The sequence below is a fragment of the Burkholderia contaminans genome (assembly GCF_029633825.1).
In the GTDB taxonomy this organism is placed as follows: domain Bacteria; phylum Pseudomonadota; class Gammaproteobacteria; order Burkholderiales; family Burkholderiaceae; genus Burkholderia; species Burkholderia contaminans.
The window spans coordinates 477231-495265 of record NZ_CP090640.1 but is presented as its reverse complement, the minus strand read 5'-3'; the positions used below and the strand labels follow the sequence as shown (position 1 = coordinate 495265).

The window sequence follows — 18035 nt, the reverse complement described above, 5'->3', positions numbered from 1 at the left end:
GTGTCGCACCGCGCATGCAAAAACGGCTGCCTGTCGGGCAGCCGTTTTCGAATCGATACCTACTGCGCGGGCCGAAGCCGCACGCCGTGCATCGCGCTCACCACTCGGCGACGCTGCCGTCCTCGTGACGCCACACCGGGTTGCGCCAGCGGTGCCCCGTCTTCGCCATCTCGCGCACTTTCTCCTCGTTCACGTCGATGCCGAGCCCCGGGCCCTGCGGGATTGCGACGAAGCCGTCCTCGTAGCGGAACACCTCGGGGTTGCGCAGGTAGTCGAGCAGGTCGTTGCCCTGGTTGTAGTGGATGCCGAGGCTCTGCTCCTGGATGAACGCGTTGTAGCTGACCGCGTCGAGCTGCAGGCACGCGGCGAGCGCGATCGGCCCAAGCGGGCAGTGCAGCGCGAGCGCGACGTCGTAGCTCTCCGCGAGCGTCGCGATCTTGCGGCACTCGGTGATGCCGCCCGCGTGCGACGCGTCCGGCTGGATGATGTCGACGTAGCCGCCCGCGAGGATGTGCTTGAAATCCCAGCGCGAGTAGAGCCGCTCGCCGAGCGCGATCGGCGTGTTGGTCTGGTTGACGATGTCGCGCAGCGCCTCGGCGTTCTCCGACAGCACCGGCTCCTCGATGAACATCAGCTTGTACGGGTCGAGCTCCTTCGCGAGCACCTTCGCCATCGGCTTGTGCACGCGGCCGTGGAAGTCGACGCCGATCCCGACGTGCGGGCCGACCGCGTCGCGCACCGCCGCGACGTTCGCGATCACCTGCTCGACCTTGTCGTAGGTGTCGACGATCTGCAGCTCCTCGGAGCCGTTCATCTTCACGGCCTTGAAGCCGCGCTCGACCACCGCGCGCGCATTGTTCGCGACGTCGCTCGGGCGGTCGCCGCCGATCCACGAATACACCTTGATGCGATCGCGCACCTGGCCGCCGAGCAGCGCGTGCACGGGTACGCCGTGATGCTTGCCCTTGATGTCCCACAATGCCTGGTCGACGCCCGCGATCGCGCTCATCGTGATCGGGCCGCCGCGGTAGAAGCCCGCGCGGTACATCACTTGCCAGTGATCCTCGATCAGCAGCGGATCGCGGCCGACCAGATAGTCGGCGAGTTCGTGCACGGCCGCCTCGACCGTGTGCGCGCGACCCTCGACGACCGGTTCGCCCCAGCCGACGATCCCTTCGTCGGTTTCGATCTTGAGGAACAGCCAGCGCGGCGGGACGACGAAGGTTTCGAGGCGGGTGATTTTCACGGTGCGAGTCTCCAGGGTTGACCGGCGCGGACAGTCGGGCGCGGCGCGCGGTCGCATGTTTTCGCGGTCATCCTAGCGCAGCCCGATAAAAAATAGTATTAATAGCACTATTGTGCAGATAGTGGGCAGCCGGCACGCCCGGGTACCGGCATAACGGAGAACGATCATTCGACGCGACCTGCATGGACAGACGGCCTTCCGGCTCGCCACGGCGATCCTGCGCGGCGACTACCCGCCCGAGTCGCTGTTGCCGAGGGAGCCCGACCTGATGGTGATGTACGGCGTGAGCCGCACGGTGATGCGCGAGGCGCTGCGTACGCTCACGTCGAAGGGGCTCGTCGAGTCGCGGCCGAAGATCGGCACGCGCGTGCGGCCGCGCGGCGTATGGAACCTGCTCGACGCCGACCTGCTCGACTGGTACGCGCGGGTCGCGCCGCCGGTCGCGTTTGCGCTGAAGCTGCAGGAAATGCGCGAGATGGTCGAGCCGTACGCGGCCGCGCTCGCCGCGCGCATGCATACGCCGGAGACGTTCGACGCGATCGACGGCGCGGCGCACGCGATGGCCGCCGCGCGCAACGTCGACGAATGGGTGCGCGCCGACCTGCGCTTTCACCTTAGCGTGCTCGAGGCCGGCGGCAACGAACTGCTGGTGCCGCTCGGCACGTTGATCGATCGGACGCTCGAAGCGCAACTGCATCTGAATGCGCGCCGTGCGGACGTGTACAACGCGTCGCTCGCCGAGCATACGGCCGTCAGCGATGCGATCCGCGTGCGCGACGAGGACGGTGCGCGCCGCGCGATGGCCGCGCTGCTCGCGGTGACGCGCGCGCGGATCGAGATGTCGTGACGGGAGGGGCGGGCCGTGCGGCGCCGTCAGGCGTTCGCGCAGCCGCCCGGCTTGTGGATGCGTTCGGTGGACGCCGGGTACTTCGCGAGCAGGCTCGCCGGCCGCCGCGGGCGCGCGACCAGGTCGCCGCCGCAGTTCGGGCAGCGGCCCTTCAGCACGTCGTCGGCACAGGTCGCGCAGAACGTGCATTCGAACGTACAGATGCGTGCATCGGCCGAATCGGGCGGCAGGTCCTTGTCGCAGCATTCGCAGCCGGGGCGCAGTTCGAGCATGACGGTTTTCCTTGGGTTGGACAGGGGCGGGACGGGCGCCGCACGGACATTGCGTGCGGCGCATGTGGGCGCTACTGTACCCGCTTGGATCGGCCCGGCCAACGGTGTTCCGCCGGGGCGCCGTCGATGCGCACGGGCCGCACCGGGAGACGAACATGCTTTATCGCGGAAGCTGTCACTGCGGCGACGTGAAGTTCGAGGCGGAAGGCGACCTGCAGGGCGTGATGGCGTGCAACTGCTCGATCTGCCGGCGCAAGGGCGCGCTGATGTGGTTCGTGCCGCGCGACCACATGACGCTCTTCACGCCCGACGAACATCTCGCCACCTACATGTTCAACAAGCACGTGATCCAGCACCGCTTCTGCAAGCGCTGCGGGATTCACACGTTCGGCGAGGGCGTCCACCCGAACGGCACCGCGATGGCCGCGATCAACGTGCGCTGTCTCGAGGATGTCGATATCGATGCACTGCCGGTCACGCACTACGACGGCCGCTCGCACTGTGCGGTGCGCCGGCGCATGAACCGGCGCGCGGCCGTCAGGACGGTTGCGCGATCGCGGCGCCCGGCGCGGGCGTTTCCGCCTGCGGGGCGGGGCCTGCGGCGCGCGTGCCGGCCGGGCGCTCGATCAGCGGCGCGAGCGCCGGCGCCATCGACTTCAGCAACTGCACGGCCATCGCGCTCGTGAAGTCGTAGCGCGCCGCATACGGCTCGTGCGCCGTTGCGGTCAGGACCCCGAAGAACCGGTCGCCGAGCACGAACACGAACGTGCCGCTGCGGTTCACCTTGCGCGACTCGATCAGCCGCGCGCCGCGCGCATAGACGTTGAAGCGCTGGTCGCCCGTGCCCGTCTTGCCGTACACGTCGAGCGTCTTGCCGTCGGGCAGCGTGAAGCCGCCCGCGAGGCGGCGCGCGGTGCCGTTGAGCACGACGTCGCGCAGCAGCGTGTGCGCCACGTTGACGATCTCCGGCGACAGCATCGGCTGCGGCCGGGCGACCGCGCGCTCGAAGTGCGTTTCGTACGGCGTGCCTTTCGCGAAGTCGAGCCGCGTGATCGTCTCGGTCGGCGCCTTCCGGCCACCGTTCGCAATCAGGCCGATCAGCTTCGCGAGTGCGTCGGGCTGGTCGCCCGATGCGCCGATCGCGGCCGCGTACGACGGCGTGACTTCCGCGAACGGGTAGCCGAGCGCGCGCCACGACTTCGTGATTTCCGCGTACGCGCGCAGCTCGACCATGCGGCGGATGCGGCGGTCCTGGGTCGCGTGGTAGCGCGTCTTGTACAGCCACGAGTACGTGTAGAAACGTGCGTCGCGGCTGTCGCGCTGGACGTCGGCGAGCGACGCCGCCGGATGCGCGCGCAGGTAGTTGAGCGTCCACAGCGCGAGCGGATGCACACTCGCGATATAGCCGCGATCGTTGAGGTTGAAGCGGTCGATCGCGTATTTCGCATAGAGCCTGGCGAGATCGTCGTCGGACAGCGTTGCGGCCGGCGTGCCCTTCAGTTGCATGCGCATCTGCGCGTCGAACCACGCGAGCGATTCGTTCGGCGCGACGCTGCGCAACACCGTCGCGATCTTCGGCGGCGATTTGCGCACGTCCTTCAGCATCAGCGCGAGCGCGTCGTCGGGCGCCTTGCCCGCATAGCGCGTGTAGTAGCGCTTCACGTAGACCTGGCTTTCGCCGTCGACGAACTGCTGCAGGTAATGCCGGCGCTGCTCGGGGTCGCCGAGCCATGACGATGACGGGCCGGCCGCCTGCAGCGTCTCGTAGTGGACGATGTCGCGCATCAGCCGCACGAACACGAGGTTGACCGAATGCTCGAACGCCGTGTGCAGCGTCAGGATACGGCCGTTGTCCGACTTCTCGAAGTTCGAGAACACCTGCGCGCCGCCGCCCGTGTAGAACACGTCGGGGCTCGCCGAATACTTGCGTTCGACGGCCGCGTCGAGCATCGCCTGCAGCGAGCGGTCGCGCGTATGCGACAGGTAGTCGAGCGCCCAGTGCGACAGCCCGTCGATCGGGTCGGGCTTCACGCGCGCCAGTTCCGCGTTCGACAGGTTCGCGTAGCGCGCATGCAGGTCGGACACGATCTGCAGGTAGGTGATCAGCGTACGCAGTTTCGCGGTCGAGCCGAGGTTGATGCGGCCGCCGCGATTCACGTCGAACGGCTCGTTCACGCTGTCGGTCTGCACGCGCAGCAGGTTCGCGCCGTTGCGGTGTTCGTACAGCGTGAAGCTGTACGTGAGGTGCGACGGGTCGTCCTTCGGCGCGAGCATCTCGAAACCGTACAGGCCGGCCTTCTGCGCCCCGTCGCGCGTCGACGCCTGGGCGAGCCGTTCGGCGACGGCCTGCTGCACGCCGTTGTCGAGCGTGCTGGTCGCCTGCAGGTCGAACTGGTCGAGCTGGTACAGGTCGCTGATGCCGAGCGCCGACAGCAGCGACGCGCGCGCGGACGTCACGGCCTTGCGCGACACGAACGACTGCACGTGCGCCGCGGCCGGCGGCGCGCTGCGTTCGATCTGCGCGTTCAGCGCGGCGTCGCGCAGCGCGGGCGAGATCACGCCGCCGTTCGACAGCAGCCGAAGGTAGCTGTCGGTCAGCTTCTGCAGCGCCGGGTAGCCGCGGTTGAGGAAGTACGACGGTGCGCGCTGCGCGATGATCAGCGACAGCACCTCGCGGAACGTCTTGCCCTGTTCGTCGACGTTGTCGCCGGTCGTCGGCGCGGACAGGATCCGGTTCACGTCGTTGAAGTCGCGGCCGTACCACGCGGCGAGACCGTCGCCGATACCGGTGATTTCGCCGATGTGCGGCCGCGCGGCCAGCGGCACCGAGTTCAGGTAGCGCACGACGAGGGTGCGGCGCGCGAGCATCGTCTGCGGGCCGTTCAGGTACGCGCGCACCGACGCCGACGCGATCTGTCGCAGCTTCTCGGGCGGTGTCGCGGTGCGGCCCTCGGGCGAGTGGCGGAACTTCTCGATCTGCGTCGCGAGCGTGCTGCCGCCCGGGCGCGCCTGATGGCGGTTGACGACGTGCAGCGCCTGGTCGGCGACCGCGCGGCTGAAGCGCCCCCAGTCGATCGCCGGGTTGCGGTTCGGTTCGTTCGCGTCAAGCAGGTAGCGATCCTCGATGAACAGCAGCGAATCGACCACCACGCGCGGCACCCGGTCGAAGTCGGCGTAGACGCGCTGCGGGAACACGGTCGCGAACAGCGGCGCGCCGGTCGAGTCGAACAGCATCAGGCCCGCCTGGTCTTTCTCGTCGAACGGGAGGAACAGCCCGCGATCGCCGAGCGACAGCATCCGCTGCGAATCGCGCGCCTGCTTGCTGACGACGAAGCCGCGCGCGAACAGCCGCTCCTGAAACGCCGGAATCATCGAGTAGCCGAGGCGCTGGTCGTATGGGCCGTTCGCGGGGAAGCGGATGTGATCGCTCGGGCCCGTCTCGACCGTGTAGCCGACATCGCGGGTGAGCTCGGACAGGTAGTGCGCCTGCAGCCGGGACGTTTCGATCTCGCTCTGCACGAGTCGCGCGACGATCGCCACGGCGATCAGCAGCGCGGCCAGCAAAGACCACTTGACCCACGTCCAGACCGATGCGGGACCGGTCACGCGCGGCAGGATACGATTCAGCGGCCGATTCATGGCGGCGTCTCCCTGAAGGCGCGGGCTCCGGCCGCACCCCATTAAGGATTAGTGTAGTCCTCCGCAGCGGGCTGCCAAGGGCGTTCACTACCGAGATGCGTCGGCGCAACGCGCGTGCCTGCGACGCGCTGTCACCTGCGTTGCATTGCGGTGGTGCATGCCGTCGCGGCGTAACGTCTGCCGGTTTCGTGCCGAGAGGCTGCGTGGCACGTCGTGTCGGCGGGCAGGCCCGGGCGGCAGGGCAGGCGGGCAATGCACCGGTTCCGTGCGGTGCGGCGGAGCGGCAATTGGGATCGGAACCCGACCGTAAAATTGTGTCCGGCGCACGGCGATGCTGCGGGTTTCCGTGATGGTCGCGCGTGTCGGTCACGGGTACGATCATTGGCTATGCGGCGCATTTCCGCTTTTGCCGGGAGTCCCATGCCGATCCATCCCGTCGCGCTCGTTTGCACGGCCATTCTCGGGCTGTTGCTGTTCGGGCTCGGGCTCGTCGTGTCCGTCGCGCGCTTCCGGTGCGCCACCAGCTCCGGGTGCGCGCCCGATCCGGCGAACGGGTTGCACAAGATCGTGCGCGCGCACGGCAACACGGCCGAATACGCGCCGTTTCTCGCGGTGCTGTTTCTCTATTTCGGCACACACGCGCCATCGCGCGCGATCCTGGCGCTGATCGTCGCGGCGACTGCGTGCCGCTGCCTGATCGTGATCGGCCTGCTTGCGTGGCCGACGATGGCCAATCCGAATCCCGTGCGTTTCGTCGGCGCGCTCGGCACGTATCTGTGCGGCGCCGCGCTGTGCATCGCGCTGTTCGTCTGAGCGGCGCCGCGTCTCGCCTGCCGCGCCGCTATCGCCACAGCAGCGTCGCGCGATCGTGCCGGCGTACGGCCTCGACGAAACAGTGGATCAGGTAATCGCATGCAAGCGTGTTCAGCGCATCGCGGCGCGTGAGCACACCGACCGACACGGCCGGAATCGTCTCCTCGATGTCGATCGCGACCATCCGCTCGCGAATCCAGTCGACCTCCAGGAAGCTCTGCGGCACGCAGGACACGGTGTCGGTATGCACCGACAGCGAAAACGCCGCGCTGAACGACGTGCATTCGACGATCGGCTGCGGCGCCGGATAGCCGTGCGCGACGAACACGTCCTGCAGCAGCCGGCCGATGCTTTCCGGCGACGTGTTGAGCACCCATTGCGCGTCCTGCAACTGCGCGAGCGAGGTGCAGTGACGCAGCGGATTGCTCGCGCGCGTCATCAGGATCAATTCCGATTCAAGCAGCGGCCGGAACGCGAATTCCGGCGATAGCCGCGTCGCGTCGACGATCGCGATCACGAAGTCGAGCGAGCCGTCGCGCAGGCGCGGCAGCGCGGTGTCGAGAAAGCCTTCGCGTACGTCGAGGCGGATCGTCGGCATCCGCTGCCGGAATGCGTCGAGCGCGGCCGGCAGGAAACCGAGCGACATCAGCGGCGTCAGCGCGCAGGCGAGCGCGCCTTCCTTGCCTCCCGACAACTGGATCACGTCGTCGCGCGCGTGCTGCATCTCCGCGAGGATCAGCCGCGCCCGCGCATGGACGGCCTGCCCGAAACGCGTGAGTTGCGCCCCGCGTGCATTGCGGGTGACGAGCGGCACGCCGAGATCGAGTTCGAGTTCGCGGATCGCCTTCGTCAGTGCGGGCTGCGACAGGTGGATCGCGCGTGCGGCCGCGCGCAGGCTGCCGTGTTCGGCGATGGCGGCGAGCGCCCGGAGCTGGTGGTGTTTCACGGCGTGGCGGGGCGCGGCGGCAGTGGCGACATTCCCATCCTACACCGCGCCGCCGCATTCAAAGCGCGCGATAACCATGCGTTATCACGATCGAAAAATGTCGCTCCGGGCTGCAGTTTTTGAATGCCTAGACTGCATGCGCAGGCCGTCGAACGGGCCGCGCACACGACACGCACAACCAGTACGGAGACACACCTTCATGAAGGCGCCCCGAGCGGACAGCATGGTCTGCGGGCATGTCGGCAACGTTGCCGCATCCCCGTCCAATCGTCAGTTGATTGTCGCGATCACGATCGGCAACGGTCTTGAATTCTTCGATCTCACCGTGTTCAGCTTCTTCGCGGTGCTGCTCGGCAAACTGTTCTTTCCGGCGGTATCCGCGCAGCAGCAGTTGCTGATGTCGGTCGCGACCTTCGGTGTCGGTTTCATCGCGCGGCCGGTCGGCGGCGTCGTGATCGGGCTCGTAGCCGACCGCTTCGGCCGCGTGCCCGCGATGAACCTCACGCTCGTCACGATGGCGATCGGCACCGGAATGATCGGCGTGATGCCGACCTATGCGCAGATCGGCATGATGGCCCCCGTGCTGGTGGTCGTCGCGCGGCTGCTGCAGGGCTTTTCGGCCGGCGGCGAGGTGGGCGTATCGACGTCGCTGCTCGCCGAGCGCGCGCCGGCCGGCGAGCGCGGCTACTACACGAGCTGGCAATTCGCGAGCCAGGGCGCCGCGGCACTCGCCGGTTCGTTCGTGGGCTTCCTGCTGTCGCATTTCCTCGACGCGGCCTCGCTCGAATCGTGGGGCTGGCGCGTACCGTTCCTGCTCGGTGTGCTGATCGCGCCGGTCGGCCTTTACCTGCGCGCGCGCTTCAACGGGATCGAACAGCACGCGCCGGCCGCGGCCGCGCGGCGTTCGTCGGCCGTACTCGGCACCGTGCTGCGGCGCGACGGCGCGGCCGTGCTGACCGCGCTCGGCCTCGTGATCGGCGGCACGGCCGCGCACTTCATCGTGCTGTATTACATGTCGACGTATGCGGTCAAGGTGCTGCACCTGCCGATGGATACCGCGCTGTGGTGCGGGATCCTGTCCGGCGCCGTGATGTTCGTCGCCGCGCCGATCGGCGGGCGTCTGTCGGACCGCACCGGCAGCAAGCGTGTCGCGCTGTGGTCGCGCATTGCGCTGACCGTGCTGATCCTGCCGGGCTTCTGGCTGATGCGCGCGGTGCCATCGATCGCGACGATGTATGCGGTCGTGATGCTGCTCGCCGCGCTGCACTCGATCAACGCCGGCGCGAACGGTGTGATCCTCGCCGAGCTGTTTCCGAAGAGCACGCGTGCGACTGCGCTGTCGATCGCGTATGCGGGCGGCGTGTCGATCTTCGGCGGTTTCGCGCAGTTCATCGTCACGTGGATGATCGGCGCGACCGGCAATCCGGCCGCGCCCGCGTGGTACGTGATCGTCTGCGGCGTGCTGTCGCTCGTCGCGCTTGCGTTCGCGTCGGATCGCAGCGATCGCGATGCGTGACCGACTGCGCCCGATACCGCGTCCTCCCTTTCTGCTTGCTTCCGGAACCGTATGACTGCCACCGCTTCGCTTTCGCGTTCGTTTTCGTCCCAGTCCGTCGACGTGATGGCCGGCGACCTGTGCGACTTGTCCGCCTGCACGATGCTTGACCTGCTGAAGAAGCGGGCGATCGGTGCATGCGACCTGCTCGACGCGCATCTCGCTCGGATCGCGACGGTCAACCCGCGCGTGAACGCGCTCGTGACCGTCGTCGATCCCGACCTGCTGCGCGCCCGTGCGCGCGACATCGATGCACGCTGGATGCGCGGTGAATGGCAGGGGCCGTTGCACGGGCTGCCGGTGTCGCAGAAGGATCTCACCGCGACACGCGGCGTGCGCACCATGTACGGCTCGCGTTCGTTCGCCGATCACGTGCCGCAGCACGACGCGCTCGTCGTGCGCCGTTGCGCGAGCGCCGGTGCGCTGATGATCGGCAAGTCGAACACGCCCGAGTTCGGCGCCGGTTCGCATACGTTCAACGACGTGTTCGGCGCGACGCGCAACCCGTGGGACCTGACTCGCTCCGCGGGCGGCAGCAGCGGCGGTGCGGCCGCTGCGCTCGCGTGCGGGATGAACCCGCTTGCGTGCGGCAGCGACATGGGCGGCTCGCTGCGCAATCCGGCCGCATGGAACAACGTCGTCGGATTGCGGCCGTCGCCCGGCCGCGTGCCGCGCGCACCGGACCTGAATGGCTGGACGACACTCGGTGTCGACGGGCCGATGGCGCGCGACGTGGCCGACACTGCGCTGCTGTTGTCCGCGATCGCCGGGCCGAGCGGCGAGACCGCGACCGAACTCGCCGAACCGGGCGCACGCTTCGCGCAGCCGCTCGAACGCGACTTCCGCGGCACGCGCATCGCGATGTCGCGCGGCCTGCCCGGCGTGCCGATCGATCCGGAGATCGCGCGTGCGGTGGACGCGCAGGCGCGCGTGTTCGCGGCGCTCGGCTGCGAAGTCGAATTCGACGATCCCGATCTGTCGGACGCCGAGGACGTGTTCCGCATCGAACGTGCGTGGATGATCGGCACGCTGGTCGACGGGCTGGACGACGCGCAGCGCGCGGTGCTGAAGCCCGAGATTCACGACGAATACCGGCTGCATCGCTCGCTGACGGCCGCCGATCTCGGCCGCATGTTCGTGCGCAAGACGCGCCTGTTCGAGCGGATGCGCGCGTTCATGCAGCGCTACGCGTTCTATGTGCTGCCGACCACGCAGGTGATGCCGTTCGACGTCGACCTGCGCTCGCCTGCGCACGTGCCGGGTGCCGCCAGCACCTCGTACATCGACTGGATGCGCGTGTGCTGGTACCTGTCGTCGACCGAGGCGCCGATCCTGTCGGTGCCGTGCGGCTTCGGTGCAGCCGGCCTGCCGATCGGCATGCAGATCGTCGGCCGCTACCGCGACGACTGGGGCGTGCTGCAGTTCGGCCACGCATACGAAGTCGCGGCCGGCCGCCGCTGGGTGCCGCCGGCCGTCGTCGCCGACGCGATGCGCTGACCGCCTTTCCCGCCTTACATCCGACCGGTTCCGGTTCGCACCGGAGCAGGCCGCGCGCCTGCGGGGCACGCGCACGCCTGCGTTTTGCCATTCGACCCGCGCAATGGAGACCTTCCGATGAGACAACGGCTGTTGGCAGGCGCGGGCGTCGCGCTGATCGCGGGTGCGGCGCACGCACAGAGCAGCGTGACGCTGTACGGCATTATCGACGAGGGGCTGACCTACACGAGCAACCTCGCGGTTGCCGGCCCGAACGGCACGGTGAGCGGCAAGCCAGCGTGGCGGATGCTGGGCGGCGTGCAGCAGGCGAGCCGCTGGGGGCTGCGCGGCGTCGAGGATCTCGGCGGCGGGATGACGGCCGTCTTCACGCTGGAGAACGGCTTCGACCCGAGCACGGGCAAGCTCGGGCAGGGTGGGCTGATCTTCGGCAAGAAGGCGTTCGTCGGACTGTCCGGGCCGTTCGGCACCGTCACGCTCGGGCGCCAGTACGACACCAACGTCGACTTCCTCGGGCCGCTCGAGGCAGCCGCGCTGTTCGGCGGCTACATGGTTGCGCACCCCGGCGACCTCGACAACGTGAACAACGCGAACTCGACCAACAATGCGATCAAGTTCACGAGCAACGACTACGGCGGGTTCCGCTTCGCGGCGATGATCGGCTTGGGCGGCATCGCGGGCGCGGCGACGCGCAACCAGGTGTGGTCGACGACGGCCGGCTACACGCGCGGGCCGCTCACGGTCGCGGCCGGCTACCTGAACGCGCGCAACCCGAACGTGTCGTTCTTCGGCACGACGGGCAGCCCGGCACCGGTCACGGGCGGCGTGCCGGGCAACAACATGCTGTCGCCGGTGTATTCAGGCTATGCATCTGCGCATACGCTGCAGGTCGCGGCGGCGGGCGGCACCTACGCGATCGGCGCGGTCACGCTCGGCGCGATGTATACGAACACGTCGTTCCGCCGGCTCGGCGACCTGTCGTCCGGGCCGAATCCCGGCGGTGTGTCCGGCAATGCGGTGTTCAACAACGTCGAGGCCAGCTTGCGCTACACGTTCACGCCCTACCTGTTCGGCGGCGTCGCGTACGACTACACGCGCGGCGGCGGTGTGAACGGCCGCGACGGTGCGACGTACCATCAGGTCGCGGCGGGGCTCGACTACTTCCTGTCGAAGCGCACCGACGTGTACCTGAGCGCCGTCTACCAGCGTGCGTCGGGTACCGACTCGACCGGACGCCCGGCGGTCGCCGCGATCAACGGGCCCGGCGCATCGGCGAACGACCGGCAGTTCCAGGCGCGCGTGGGGCTGCGGCACAAGTTCTGACGGAGGCGGCCGCGACGAGCGGTGATATGCTCGCGGAACGCCCGCGACCGACGGGCGGATTCCGATTGCCCGTGCGGGGCCATGCTGCCGCGTTGCGCGGCATCTCCGAGGGAAGAACCGACAACATGAGCCGCAAATTCATTCTGAAGGGCGACACGACCGACCACGGCGGCGTCGTGCTCGAAGGGATCGCCAATTCGTCGTTCGACGGACGCGAACTCGCGTATCTCGGCGCAGCGGTGTTCTGCGCCGCCTGCAAGTCGCCGGGCGTGATCGTGTCCGACGGCGGCGAGCGGACGATGACCGTGATGGGCAAGGTCGTCGCGCTCGAACACGACCTGTGCCAGTGCCTGTGCACGCCGCAGCCGAAGCTGATCGCGTCGCAGGCCACCGGGACGATCACCGGATGAACCCCGCCGCGCGGAGGCGGCTGCCATCCGCGCGGCATCGACACCCGGCCGCCGGCCGTCAGGCGCTGCCTTCGGTTTCGATCACGAGGATGCGTGCTTCCCCGAGCGGATGCGCGACGTGCTCGGTGCCGGCCGATGCGTGGAACACGTCACCCGTTTCAAGCACCGTCGCGCGCTCGACGCCTGCTTCGCGATAGCGCATCTCGACGCGACCGTCGAGCACTGCGAACACTTCCTCGCCGTCGTTCACGTGCCACCGATACGGCTGGTCGGTCCAGTGCAGGCGGATCGTGATGCCGTTCAGGTTCGCGATGTCGAGCGCGCCCCACGCGCGGTCCGCGGTGAACGTGGCGCTGCGGATGATGTTCATCGATGGGTTCTCCGGCGCGGATGCGCGTCGTCTTCCTGTCTTCGAGTCCTCAAGTGAGTATCCCGGCGTCCGCGGTCAGTGCGACGTCGCGCGCAGCGCCTGTTCGATCGTCGCCTTGCGCGTCGCGAAGCCGGCCGCCGAACGTTCGGTGACGCGCTTCACGACCGCTGCCGGCGCGGTATCGGGCGAACCGGCGTCGAACGGCGGCGCGGGCGCGTATTCGAGTTGCAGCTGGATCGCCTGCGCTTCTTCTTCGCCGGCCAGTTCCGCGGCGATCGTCAGTGCGAAGTCGATGCCGGCCGTGACGCCGCCGCCCGTGATCAGGTTGCCGTCGCGCACCACGCGCTCGCGCACCGGCACCGCGCCGAGCGGTTCGAGCAGCGAGTGGAACGCCCAGTGCGTCGTCGCGCGCCGCCCGCGCAGCAGGCCGGCCACGCCCAGCAGCAGCGCACCCGTGCAGACCGACGTCACGTAGCGCGCCGCGGCCGCGCGCTGCTGCACGAACGCGATCGTTTCCGCATCGAGCAGCAGCGCGTTGATCCCGATCCCGCCCGGAATGCAGATCACGTCGAGCGGCGGGCAGTCGTCGAACGTGCAGGTCGGCGCGAGCGCGAGCCCGCTGCTCGACGCGACGGTGTCGCGCGACTTCCAGGCCAGATGGACGGTTGCGTCGGGCAGCGACGCGAGCACGTCGTGCGGGCCGGTGAGATCGAGTTGCTGGACGCCCGGAAACACGAGAAAGCCGATATGCAGGGACATGCGAGGACTCCGCTTGGAAGGGGAACGTACCGTTGCCGGCACGGGATGGACAGATCGATTCTAGGCGCGTAGTGTTTGGCGAAATTGCCATATCACCCACGTTTTCAGCCAATCGCCATGCCCGCCGCCCCGCGTTCGATCCTGGTCCTCGCGTTCCCTCGTGCCCAGTTGCTCGACGTGTCGGGGCCGCTGCAGGTGTTTGCGTCCGTCAACGAACTCGCGCTGGAGCGCGGCCAGCCTGCGCCCTATGCGCCGCGCGTCATCGCGGCCGAGGCGGGCCCCGTCGAGACGTCGTCGGGCCTGGTCGTGATGGCGGAATCGCTGCGCTCGGCCGCGCGCCATCCCGACACGCTGATCGTCGCCGGCGGCAAGGGCGTGCACGCGGCGTCGAAGGATGCGCGGCTGGTGCGCTGGGTGCGGCAGCAGGCGGCACGCACACGGCGCGTGGCATCGGTCTGCACCGGCGCGTTCCTGCTTGCCGAGGCCGGCCTGCTCGACGGGCGGCGTGCGGTCACGCACTGGGCGCGCTGCGACGAATTCGCGGCGCGCTATCCGAACGTGCGCGTCGAATCCGATCCGATCTTCATCCGTGAAGGCGTATTGTGGACCTCGGCCGGCGTGACGGCCGGCATCGATCTCGCGCTCGCGCTGGTCGAGGAGGATCTCGGGCGGGCGACCGCCCTCGACGTCGCGCGCGAGCTCGTCGTGTTCCTGAAGCGTCCGGGCGGACAGGCGCAGTTCAGCACGATGCTGTCGATGCAGCGCACCGACGATCGATTCGGCGAACTGCATGCGTGGATGGCCGAGCACCTGGCGGCCGACCTGTCGGTGCCGGCGCTGGCCGAGCGTGTGCGCATGAGCGAGCGCAGCTTCGTGCGCCACTACCGCGCCGAAACCGGCCGCACGCCCGCGCGCGCGGTCGAGCAGATCCGCGTCGAGGCCGCGCAGCGCCTGCTCGGCGAAACGGCATGGCCCGTCAAGCGGATCGCCGCGCGCTGCGGCTTCGGCTCGGAGGAGACGCTGCGGCGCTGCTTCGTGCGCGTGCTGGGCGTGTCGCCGCAGGGGTATCGCGAACGATTCGTGCGGTAACGCACCGCGTGCGGCCATGACCGGGGCCGGAACGATTGCCGTTTTGACTGAGCGGAAATCCATCGCTTTCCCGTCCGCAATGCCGAAACTATTCAGGATCGGAGAACAATAGGTGGGGGCTTGTGCCGCGCCGGTCGCGCGCACTATTCTGTCCCGTTGGCGATTCGAAGGGGGAGCAGCATGGACCGAATCCAGGCAATGGAAGTTTTTACCCGCGTGGTCGACGCGAACAGCTTTACGCGCGCCGCCGACACGCTCGCGATGCCGCGCGCGTCGGTGACGACCATCATCCAGAACCTCGAGGCGCTGCTCGGCGTGCGCCTGATGCACCGTACGACGCGCAGGCTGTCGCTGACGCCGGAAGGTGCGGCGTACTACGAGCATTGCATGAAGATCATCTCGGAGATCGCGGAGGCCGACGCGAGTTTCCAGACCGGCAACCGCAAGCCGAGCGGCGTGTTGCGCGTCCACATGCCGAGTTCGCTCGGGCGGCGCATCGTGCTGCCTTCGCTGTCGATTTTCCGGCAGCGCTACCCGGACATCACGCTCGAACTGGGGCTCTCCGACCGCTACGTCGATCCGGTCGAGGAGGGCATCGACTGCATGATCCGGGTCGGGCCGCTGGAGGATTCGTCGATGGTCGCGCGGCGCATCGGGATGCTCAAGCGCGTGACTTGCGCGTCGCCCGATTACCTCGCGCGTCACGGCGAGCCGCACGAGATTGCCGATCTCGCCGAACACCACGCGGTGAATTTTCGATCGAGCCACGGTGCGCGGGCGATTCCGTGGGTGTTCATGATCGATGGCAAGCCGTTCGAGGTGCGGATGAACGGGAGCGTCACGGTCAACGATTCGGATGCCTACGTGACGTGTGGGCTCGAAGGGTTCGGGATGATCCAGCCGACGTTGTTCATGGTGCTGCCGCACCTGCTCGACGGCTCGCTGGTCGAGGTGCTGCCGGACTGCAATCCGAAGCCGAAGCCGATTTCGATCGTGTATCCGCACAACCGGCATCTGTCGCAGAAGGTGCGCGTGTTTGCCGACTGGATCGCGGAGGTGTTCGAGTCGACGCCGTCGCTGGAGGGCGGGGAGAACTGGCGGGGTCGGGTGGGGGTGCAGGCGAAGGCGCCGGATGCGCAGCGCGGAGCGGTGGTGGCGTAGTCGCGGCGCAAGGGCTGAAGGACAGGCAACGCGCGACATCGCGCGCGGGGGATGAAGCAATCAAAAAGCCGCTGTTTCTTTCGAAACAGCGGCTTTTTGCATTTGGTGGCGAATCAGGGATGTACGCGTCGATTGACCAGACCGAGTTGCCTCGCTCCTGAAGATCGACTAGTCAGGTGGTCCCGCAGATGCGCAGCGAGGTTGCCTCTACAGGACTTCGCACGACCTTCCCATCTTCAACCTGCAGTCGGGCGATAGTTACGCCCATCGGTATCTTGACGTCGTCCGTGACGACAACCTCGTAGTCCGCTCCAGCTGCCGGAGTGAAGCTAAGGAATCGCCAAGCCTTGTAGTACCGATAGCGATCCCCAATGCTCCAATGTGCTGAAAAAACGAGGGGGATGCCGGCCTTGACGACGACTTCAGCGTATGTGAGTTGCGACACATCCTCCAGGTCGTTCGGCATACCAAGCCTTGGCTGACTAAAGAGCCAAGTTGTTGCATTCAGGGAGCGCGCCTGATAGGTGATGGAGGCGAGCGACCGAATGGCCGGGTCTGCTTCAGCATAGCAAGCGGCACTTCCGTGTTCGAGGATATTCAACCAACCGTTACCGACGAACCGGAATCGTACCTTTGCGGTCGTGTCGTTTGGTCCAAGCTTGATATCGGTCGTGAGTAGAGGCGAGACGCAAGCAGAGAGGAGCCAAGCAGAAATCACACACAAGGCGATTGCTCGGGCGCTTGCGAATATACGTACTGACTTGTTCATGGGAAAGTAATTGAGATTTTGCCTTCGTAGGCGTTCGGTATGGCGTACATCGAGCCGTTTTGTGAATAGGCAATCAGCCGCTCGCTATTTGCCGACGATGCGGCATAGACGACCATGTACTTCGCGTTTGCCGGAATCTGCGCTCTTGCGAAAAAGTAAGGGGTGGCGAGAGACCTAGAGCGGCGCTTCAGTGGTTCGAGACGATCTGTTTCCGTGATGTGCAGGTTGTCGTCGAGGAACATCAGGCGCGGTTTGAATATGGTCACATGGGGAAGCAGCATTGCTCCCCAAGCAGCGATATACGTTCTTACTTCCACCACTTCGGGATGCGTTGCCGGAACTTTGTAGGCTACGAAGGTAGATCGCCCTTCAGGAAAGTCGAAAGTGGGGCTTTGTCCGACCTGGATTGACACGCTGTCGGCCCCGTCGGGCCCAAGGTCGCCGAAGTGAAAGCTGTGGAAAGTGGAGCAGCATTGGGTCGGCGCTGGCGGCTCGAATGAAATGGGCGGCCGCGATGCGCAACCAGATGTCGCCGCAATAAAAACGCTCGCGAGGAGGGCTACAGGTTTCATTTTTGACATGGCGTCTTGCAGGCAACGTTACTTGCTGCGCAGACCGCCAGGGACCATCGGCGGCAAAGACCGTGGCCAGAGTCGGACCGATCGGCTATCGACGCAGTATGTCGTGATAACGGCAGCTGGCAGACATTCTTAAGGTTGTGTATTAGAAAAATGTGTCGCGTGGCGAGGATCACGGTAGATCTTCGCATCGGGAGTTAAGCTGTCGACGCGGAGTGGGTGAAGTTGGCGAAGTGGGAGCGGCCCCATGAGGGGTATCCGTGTGTCCTGAGCTATAACAGTCGAGACGTGCGTTGCCACGACCGTGAGTCGTTGTCGGAGGCGATCGGTGAATTGTTGGCGAGCTCTTGGGGTGGCGAGAGACTGCATGGTCTGCTCGGTCGACCACTTAAGCCGGAGCAAGAAGGGGCGGACGCCGGTTAATTGGCAGGGGTGCTCGAAGGCGCGCCTCTGTCCCTGTGGTTGGGGAGGGCTCGGAAATTGCGGAGCACTCCCTTGTTTGCGGAGCAAAGAAAGAGGTCTAGCTTGTGCAGGGGCCCAAACTGAAAAAGCCCGGTAGATCAGAGATCTACCGGGCTTTCGCATTTGGTGGCGAATCAGGGATTCGGGGCAGGTGTTGCGCAAGCCTGCTCCTGCACAGCTTCGCGGCTGCTACACGTTTTCAGGATAGCAGTTTAGGGTAGCAGCGGCTAGGCCGAAAGCAGTTTTCGGACCGGCTGCCCGCCCTTGCGAATTCCAACGCGAACGCCGAGGCGACGACGGGT

Annotated in this window: 16 protein-coding genes and 1 pseudogene; 9 read left to right on the top strand and 8 right to left on the bottom strand. The window is 67.1% G+C overall.

What is annotated here, in order from left to right:
* Positions 1-97 precede the first annotated feature (97 nt).
* Positions 98-1246 carry a galactonate dehydratase gene (gene dgoD, locus LXE91_RS02345; RefSeq protein ID WP_039359979.1) on the bottom strand — a complete coding sequence of 383 codons (1149 nt, stop codon included), beginning with the start codon at positions 1244-1246 and terminating at the stop codon, positions 98-100.
* 163 nt (positions 1247-1409) lie between these two features.
* On the opposite strand from dgoD, the gene LXE91_RS02340 reads away from it, so the two are divergent.
* Complete coding sequence (locus LXE91_RS02340; RefSeq protein WP_076841651.1) at positions 1410-2093, top strand: FadR/GntR family transcriptional regulator; 684 nt, start codon at positions 1410-1412, stop codon at positions 2091-2093.
* Positions 2094-2119: 26 nt separating this feature from the next.
* Here LXE91_RS02340 and LXE91_RS02335 read toward each other — a convergent pair whose 3' ends face one another.
* Positions 2120-2365 carry a DUF1272 domain-containing protein gene (locus LXE91_RS02335; protein ID WP_039359973.1) on the bottom strand — a complete coding sequence of 82 codons (246 nt, stop codon included), beginning with the start codon at positions 2363-2365 and terminating at the stop codon, positions 2120-2122.
* Positions 2366-2520: 155 nt separating this feature from the next.
* On the opposite strand from LXE91_RS02335, the pseudogene LXE91_RS02330 reads away from it, so the two are divergent.
* Positions 2521-2865 (top strand): annotated as a pseudogene (locus tag LXE91_RS02330) (GFA family protein); the annotation flags it as partial.
* A 37-nt stretch (positions 2866-2902) separates the two neighbouring features.
* Here LXE91_RS02330 and LXE91_RS02325 read toward each other — a convergent pair.
* A complete protein-coding gene (locus tag LXE91_RS02325) occupies positions 2903-6004 on the bottom strand; it encodes a transglycosylase domain-containing protein (RefSeq protein WP_039359970.1) in 3102 nt (1033 codons plus the stop codon).
* 420 nt (positions 6005-6424) lie between these two features.
* Here LXE91_RS02325 and LXE91_RS02320 point away from each other — a divergent pair, with 420 nt between their 5' ends.
* Positions 6425-6817 (top strand): MAPEG family protein, encoded by a 393-nt coding sequence (locus tag LXE91_RS02320; protein WP_039359967.1) that lies wholly within the window; start codon positions 6425-6427, stop codon positions 6815-6817.
* Between the two features lie 28 nt (positions 6818-6845).
* Here the strand turns inward: LXE91_RS02320 and LXE91_RS02315 are convergent, their stop codons facing one another.
* Positions 6846-7763, bottom strand: a complete 918-nt coding sequence (locus LXE91_RS02315) for a LysR substrate-binding domain-containing protein (protein WP_039359964.1) — start codon at positions 7761-7763, stop codon at positions 6846-6848.
* Between the two features lie 199 nt (positions 7764-7962).
* Here LXE91_RS02315 and LXE91_RS02310 point away from each other — a divergent pair, with 199 nt between their 5' ends.
* From LXE91_RS02310 to LXE91_RS02295, 4 genes are all read left to right on the top strand, one after another.
* Positions 7963-9279, top strand: a complete 1317-nt coding sequence (locus LXE91_RS02310; RefSeq protein ID WP_052760025.1) for an MFS transporter — start codon at positions 7963-7965, stop codon at positions 9277-9279.
* Positions 9280-9330: 51 nt separating this feature from the next.
* On the top strand, positions 9331-10815 hold the full coding sequence (locus LXE91_RS02305; RefSeq protein WP_082139445.1) for an amidase: 1485 nt from the start codon (positions 9331-9333) through the stop codon (positions 10813-10815).
* Positions 10816-10932: 117 nt separating this feature from the next.
* Positions 10933-12135 (top strand): porin, encoded by a 1203-nt coding sequence (locus tag LXE91_RS02300; protein WP_039359959.1) that lies wholly within the window; start codon positions 10933-10935, stop codon positions 12133-12135.
* A gap of 125 nt (positions 12136-12260) precedes the next feature.
* A complete protein-coding gene (locus LXE91_RS02295; protein WP_039359956.1) occupies positions 12261-12545 on the top strand; it encodes a PAAR domain-containing protein in 285 nt (94 codons plus the stop codon).
* A gap of 58 nt (positions 12546-12603) precedes the next feature.
* Here the strand turns inward: LXE91_RS02295 and LXE91_RS02290 are convergent, their stop codons facing one another.
* Both LXE91_RS02290 and LXE91_RS02285 read right to left on the bottom strand, forming a co-directional pair.
* Positions 12604-12915, bottom strand: coding sequence for a cupin domain-containing protein (locus LXE91_RS02290; RefSeq protein WP_039359953.1), 312 nt, complete (start codon positions 12913-12915; stop codon positions 12604-12606).
* A 75-nt stretch (positions 12916-12990) separates the two neighbouring features.
* Complete coding sequence (locus tag LXE91_RS02285) at positions 12991-13674, bottom strand: DJ-1/PfpI family protein (protein ID WP_039359952.1); 684 nt, start codon at positions 13672-13674, stop codon at positions 12991-12993.
* A gap of 117 nt (positions 13675-13791) precedes the next feature.
* On the opposite strand from LXE91_RS02285, the gene LXE91_RS02280 reads away from it, so the two are divergent.
* On the top strand, positions 13792-14763 hold the full coding sequence (locus LXE91_RS02280) for a GlxA family transcriptional regulator (RefSeq protein WP_039359948.1): 972 nt from the start codon (positions 13792-13794) through the stop codon (positions 14761-14763).
* A gap of 180 nt (positions 14764-14943) precedes the next feature.
* Positions 14944-15924: a LysR family transcriptional regulator gene (locus LXE91_RS02275; protein WP_039359942.1), complete on the top strand. Its 981-nt coding sequence runs from the start codon at positions 14944-14946 to the stop codon at positions 15922-15924.
* 172 nt (positions 15925-16096) lie between these two features.
* On the opposite strand, the gene LXE91_RS02270 is transcribed toward LXE91_RS02275, so the two are convergent.
* Both LXE91_RS02270 and LXE91_RS02265 read right to left on the bottom strand, forming a co-directional pair.
* A complete protein-coding gene (locus LXE91_RS02270) occupies positions 16097-16525 on the bottom strand; it encodes a hypothetical protein (RefSeq protein WP_124474014.1) in 429 nt (142 codons plus the stop codon).
* 164 nt (positions 16526-16689) lie between these two features.
* The gene (locus LXE91_RS02265) at positions 16690-17274 is read right to left on the bottom strand and encodes a hypothetical protein (protein ID WP_113976544.1); all 585 of its coding nucleotides are present in this window, start codon (positions 17272-17274) and stop codon (positions 16690-16692) included.
* Positions 17275-18035 lie beyond the last annotated feature (761 nt).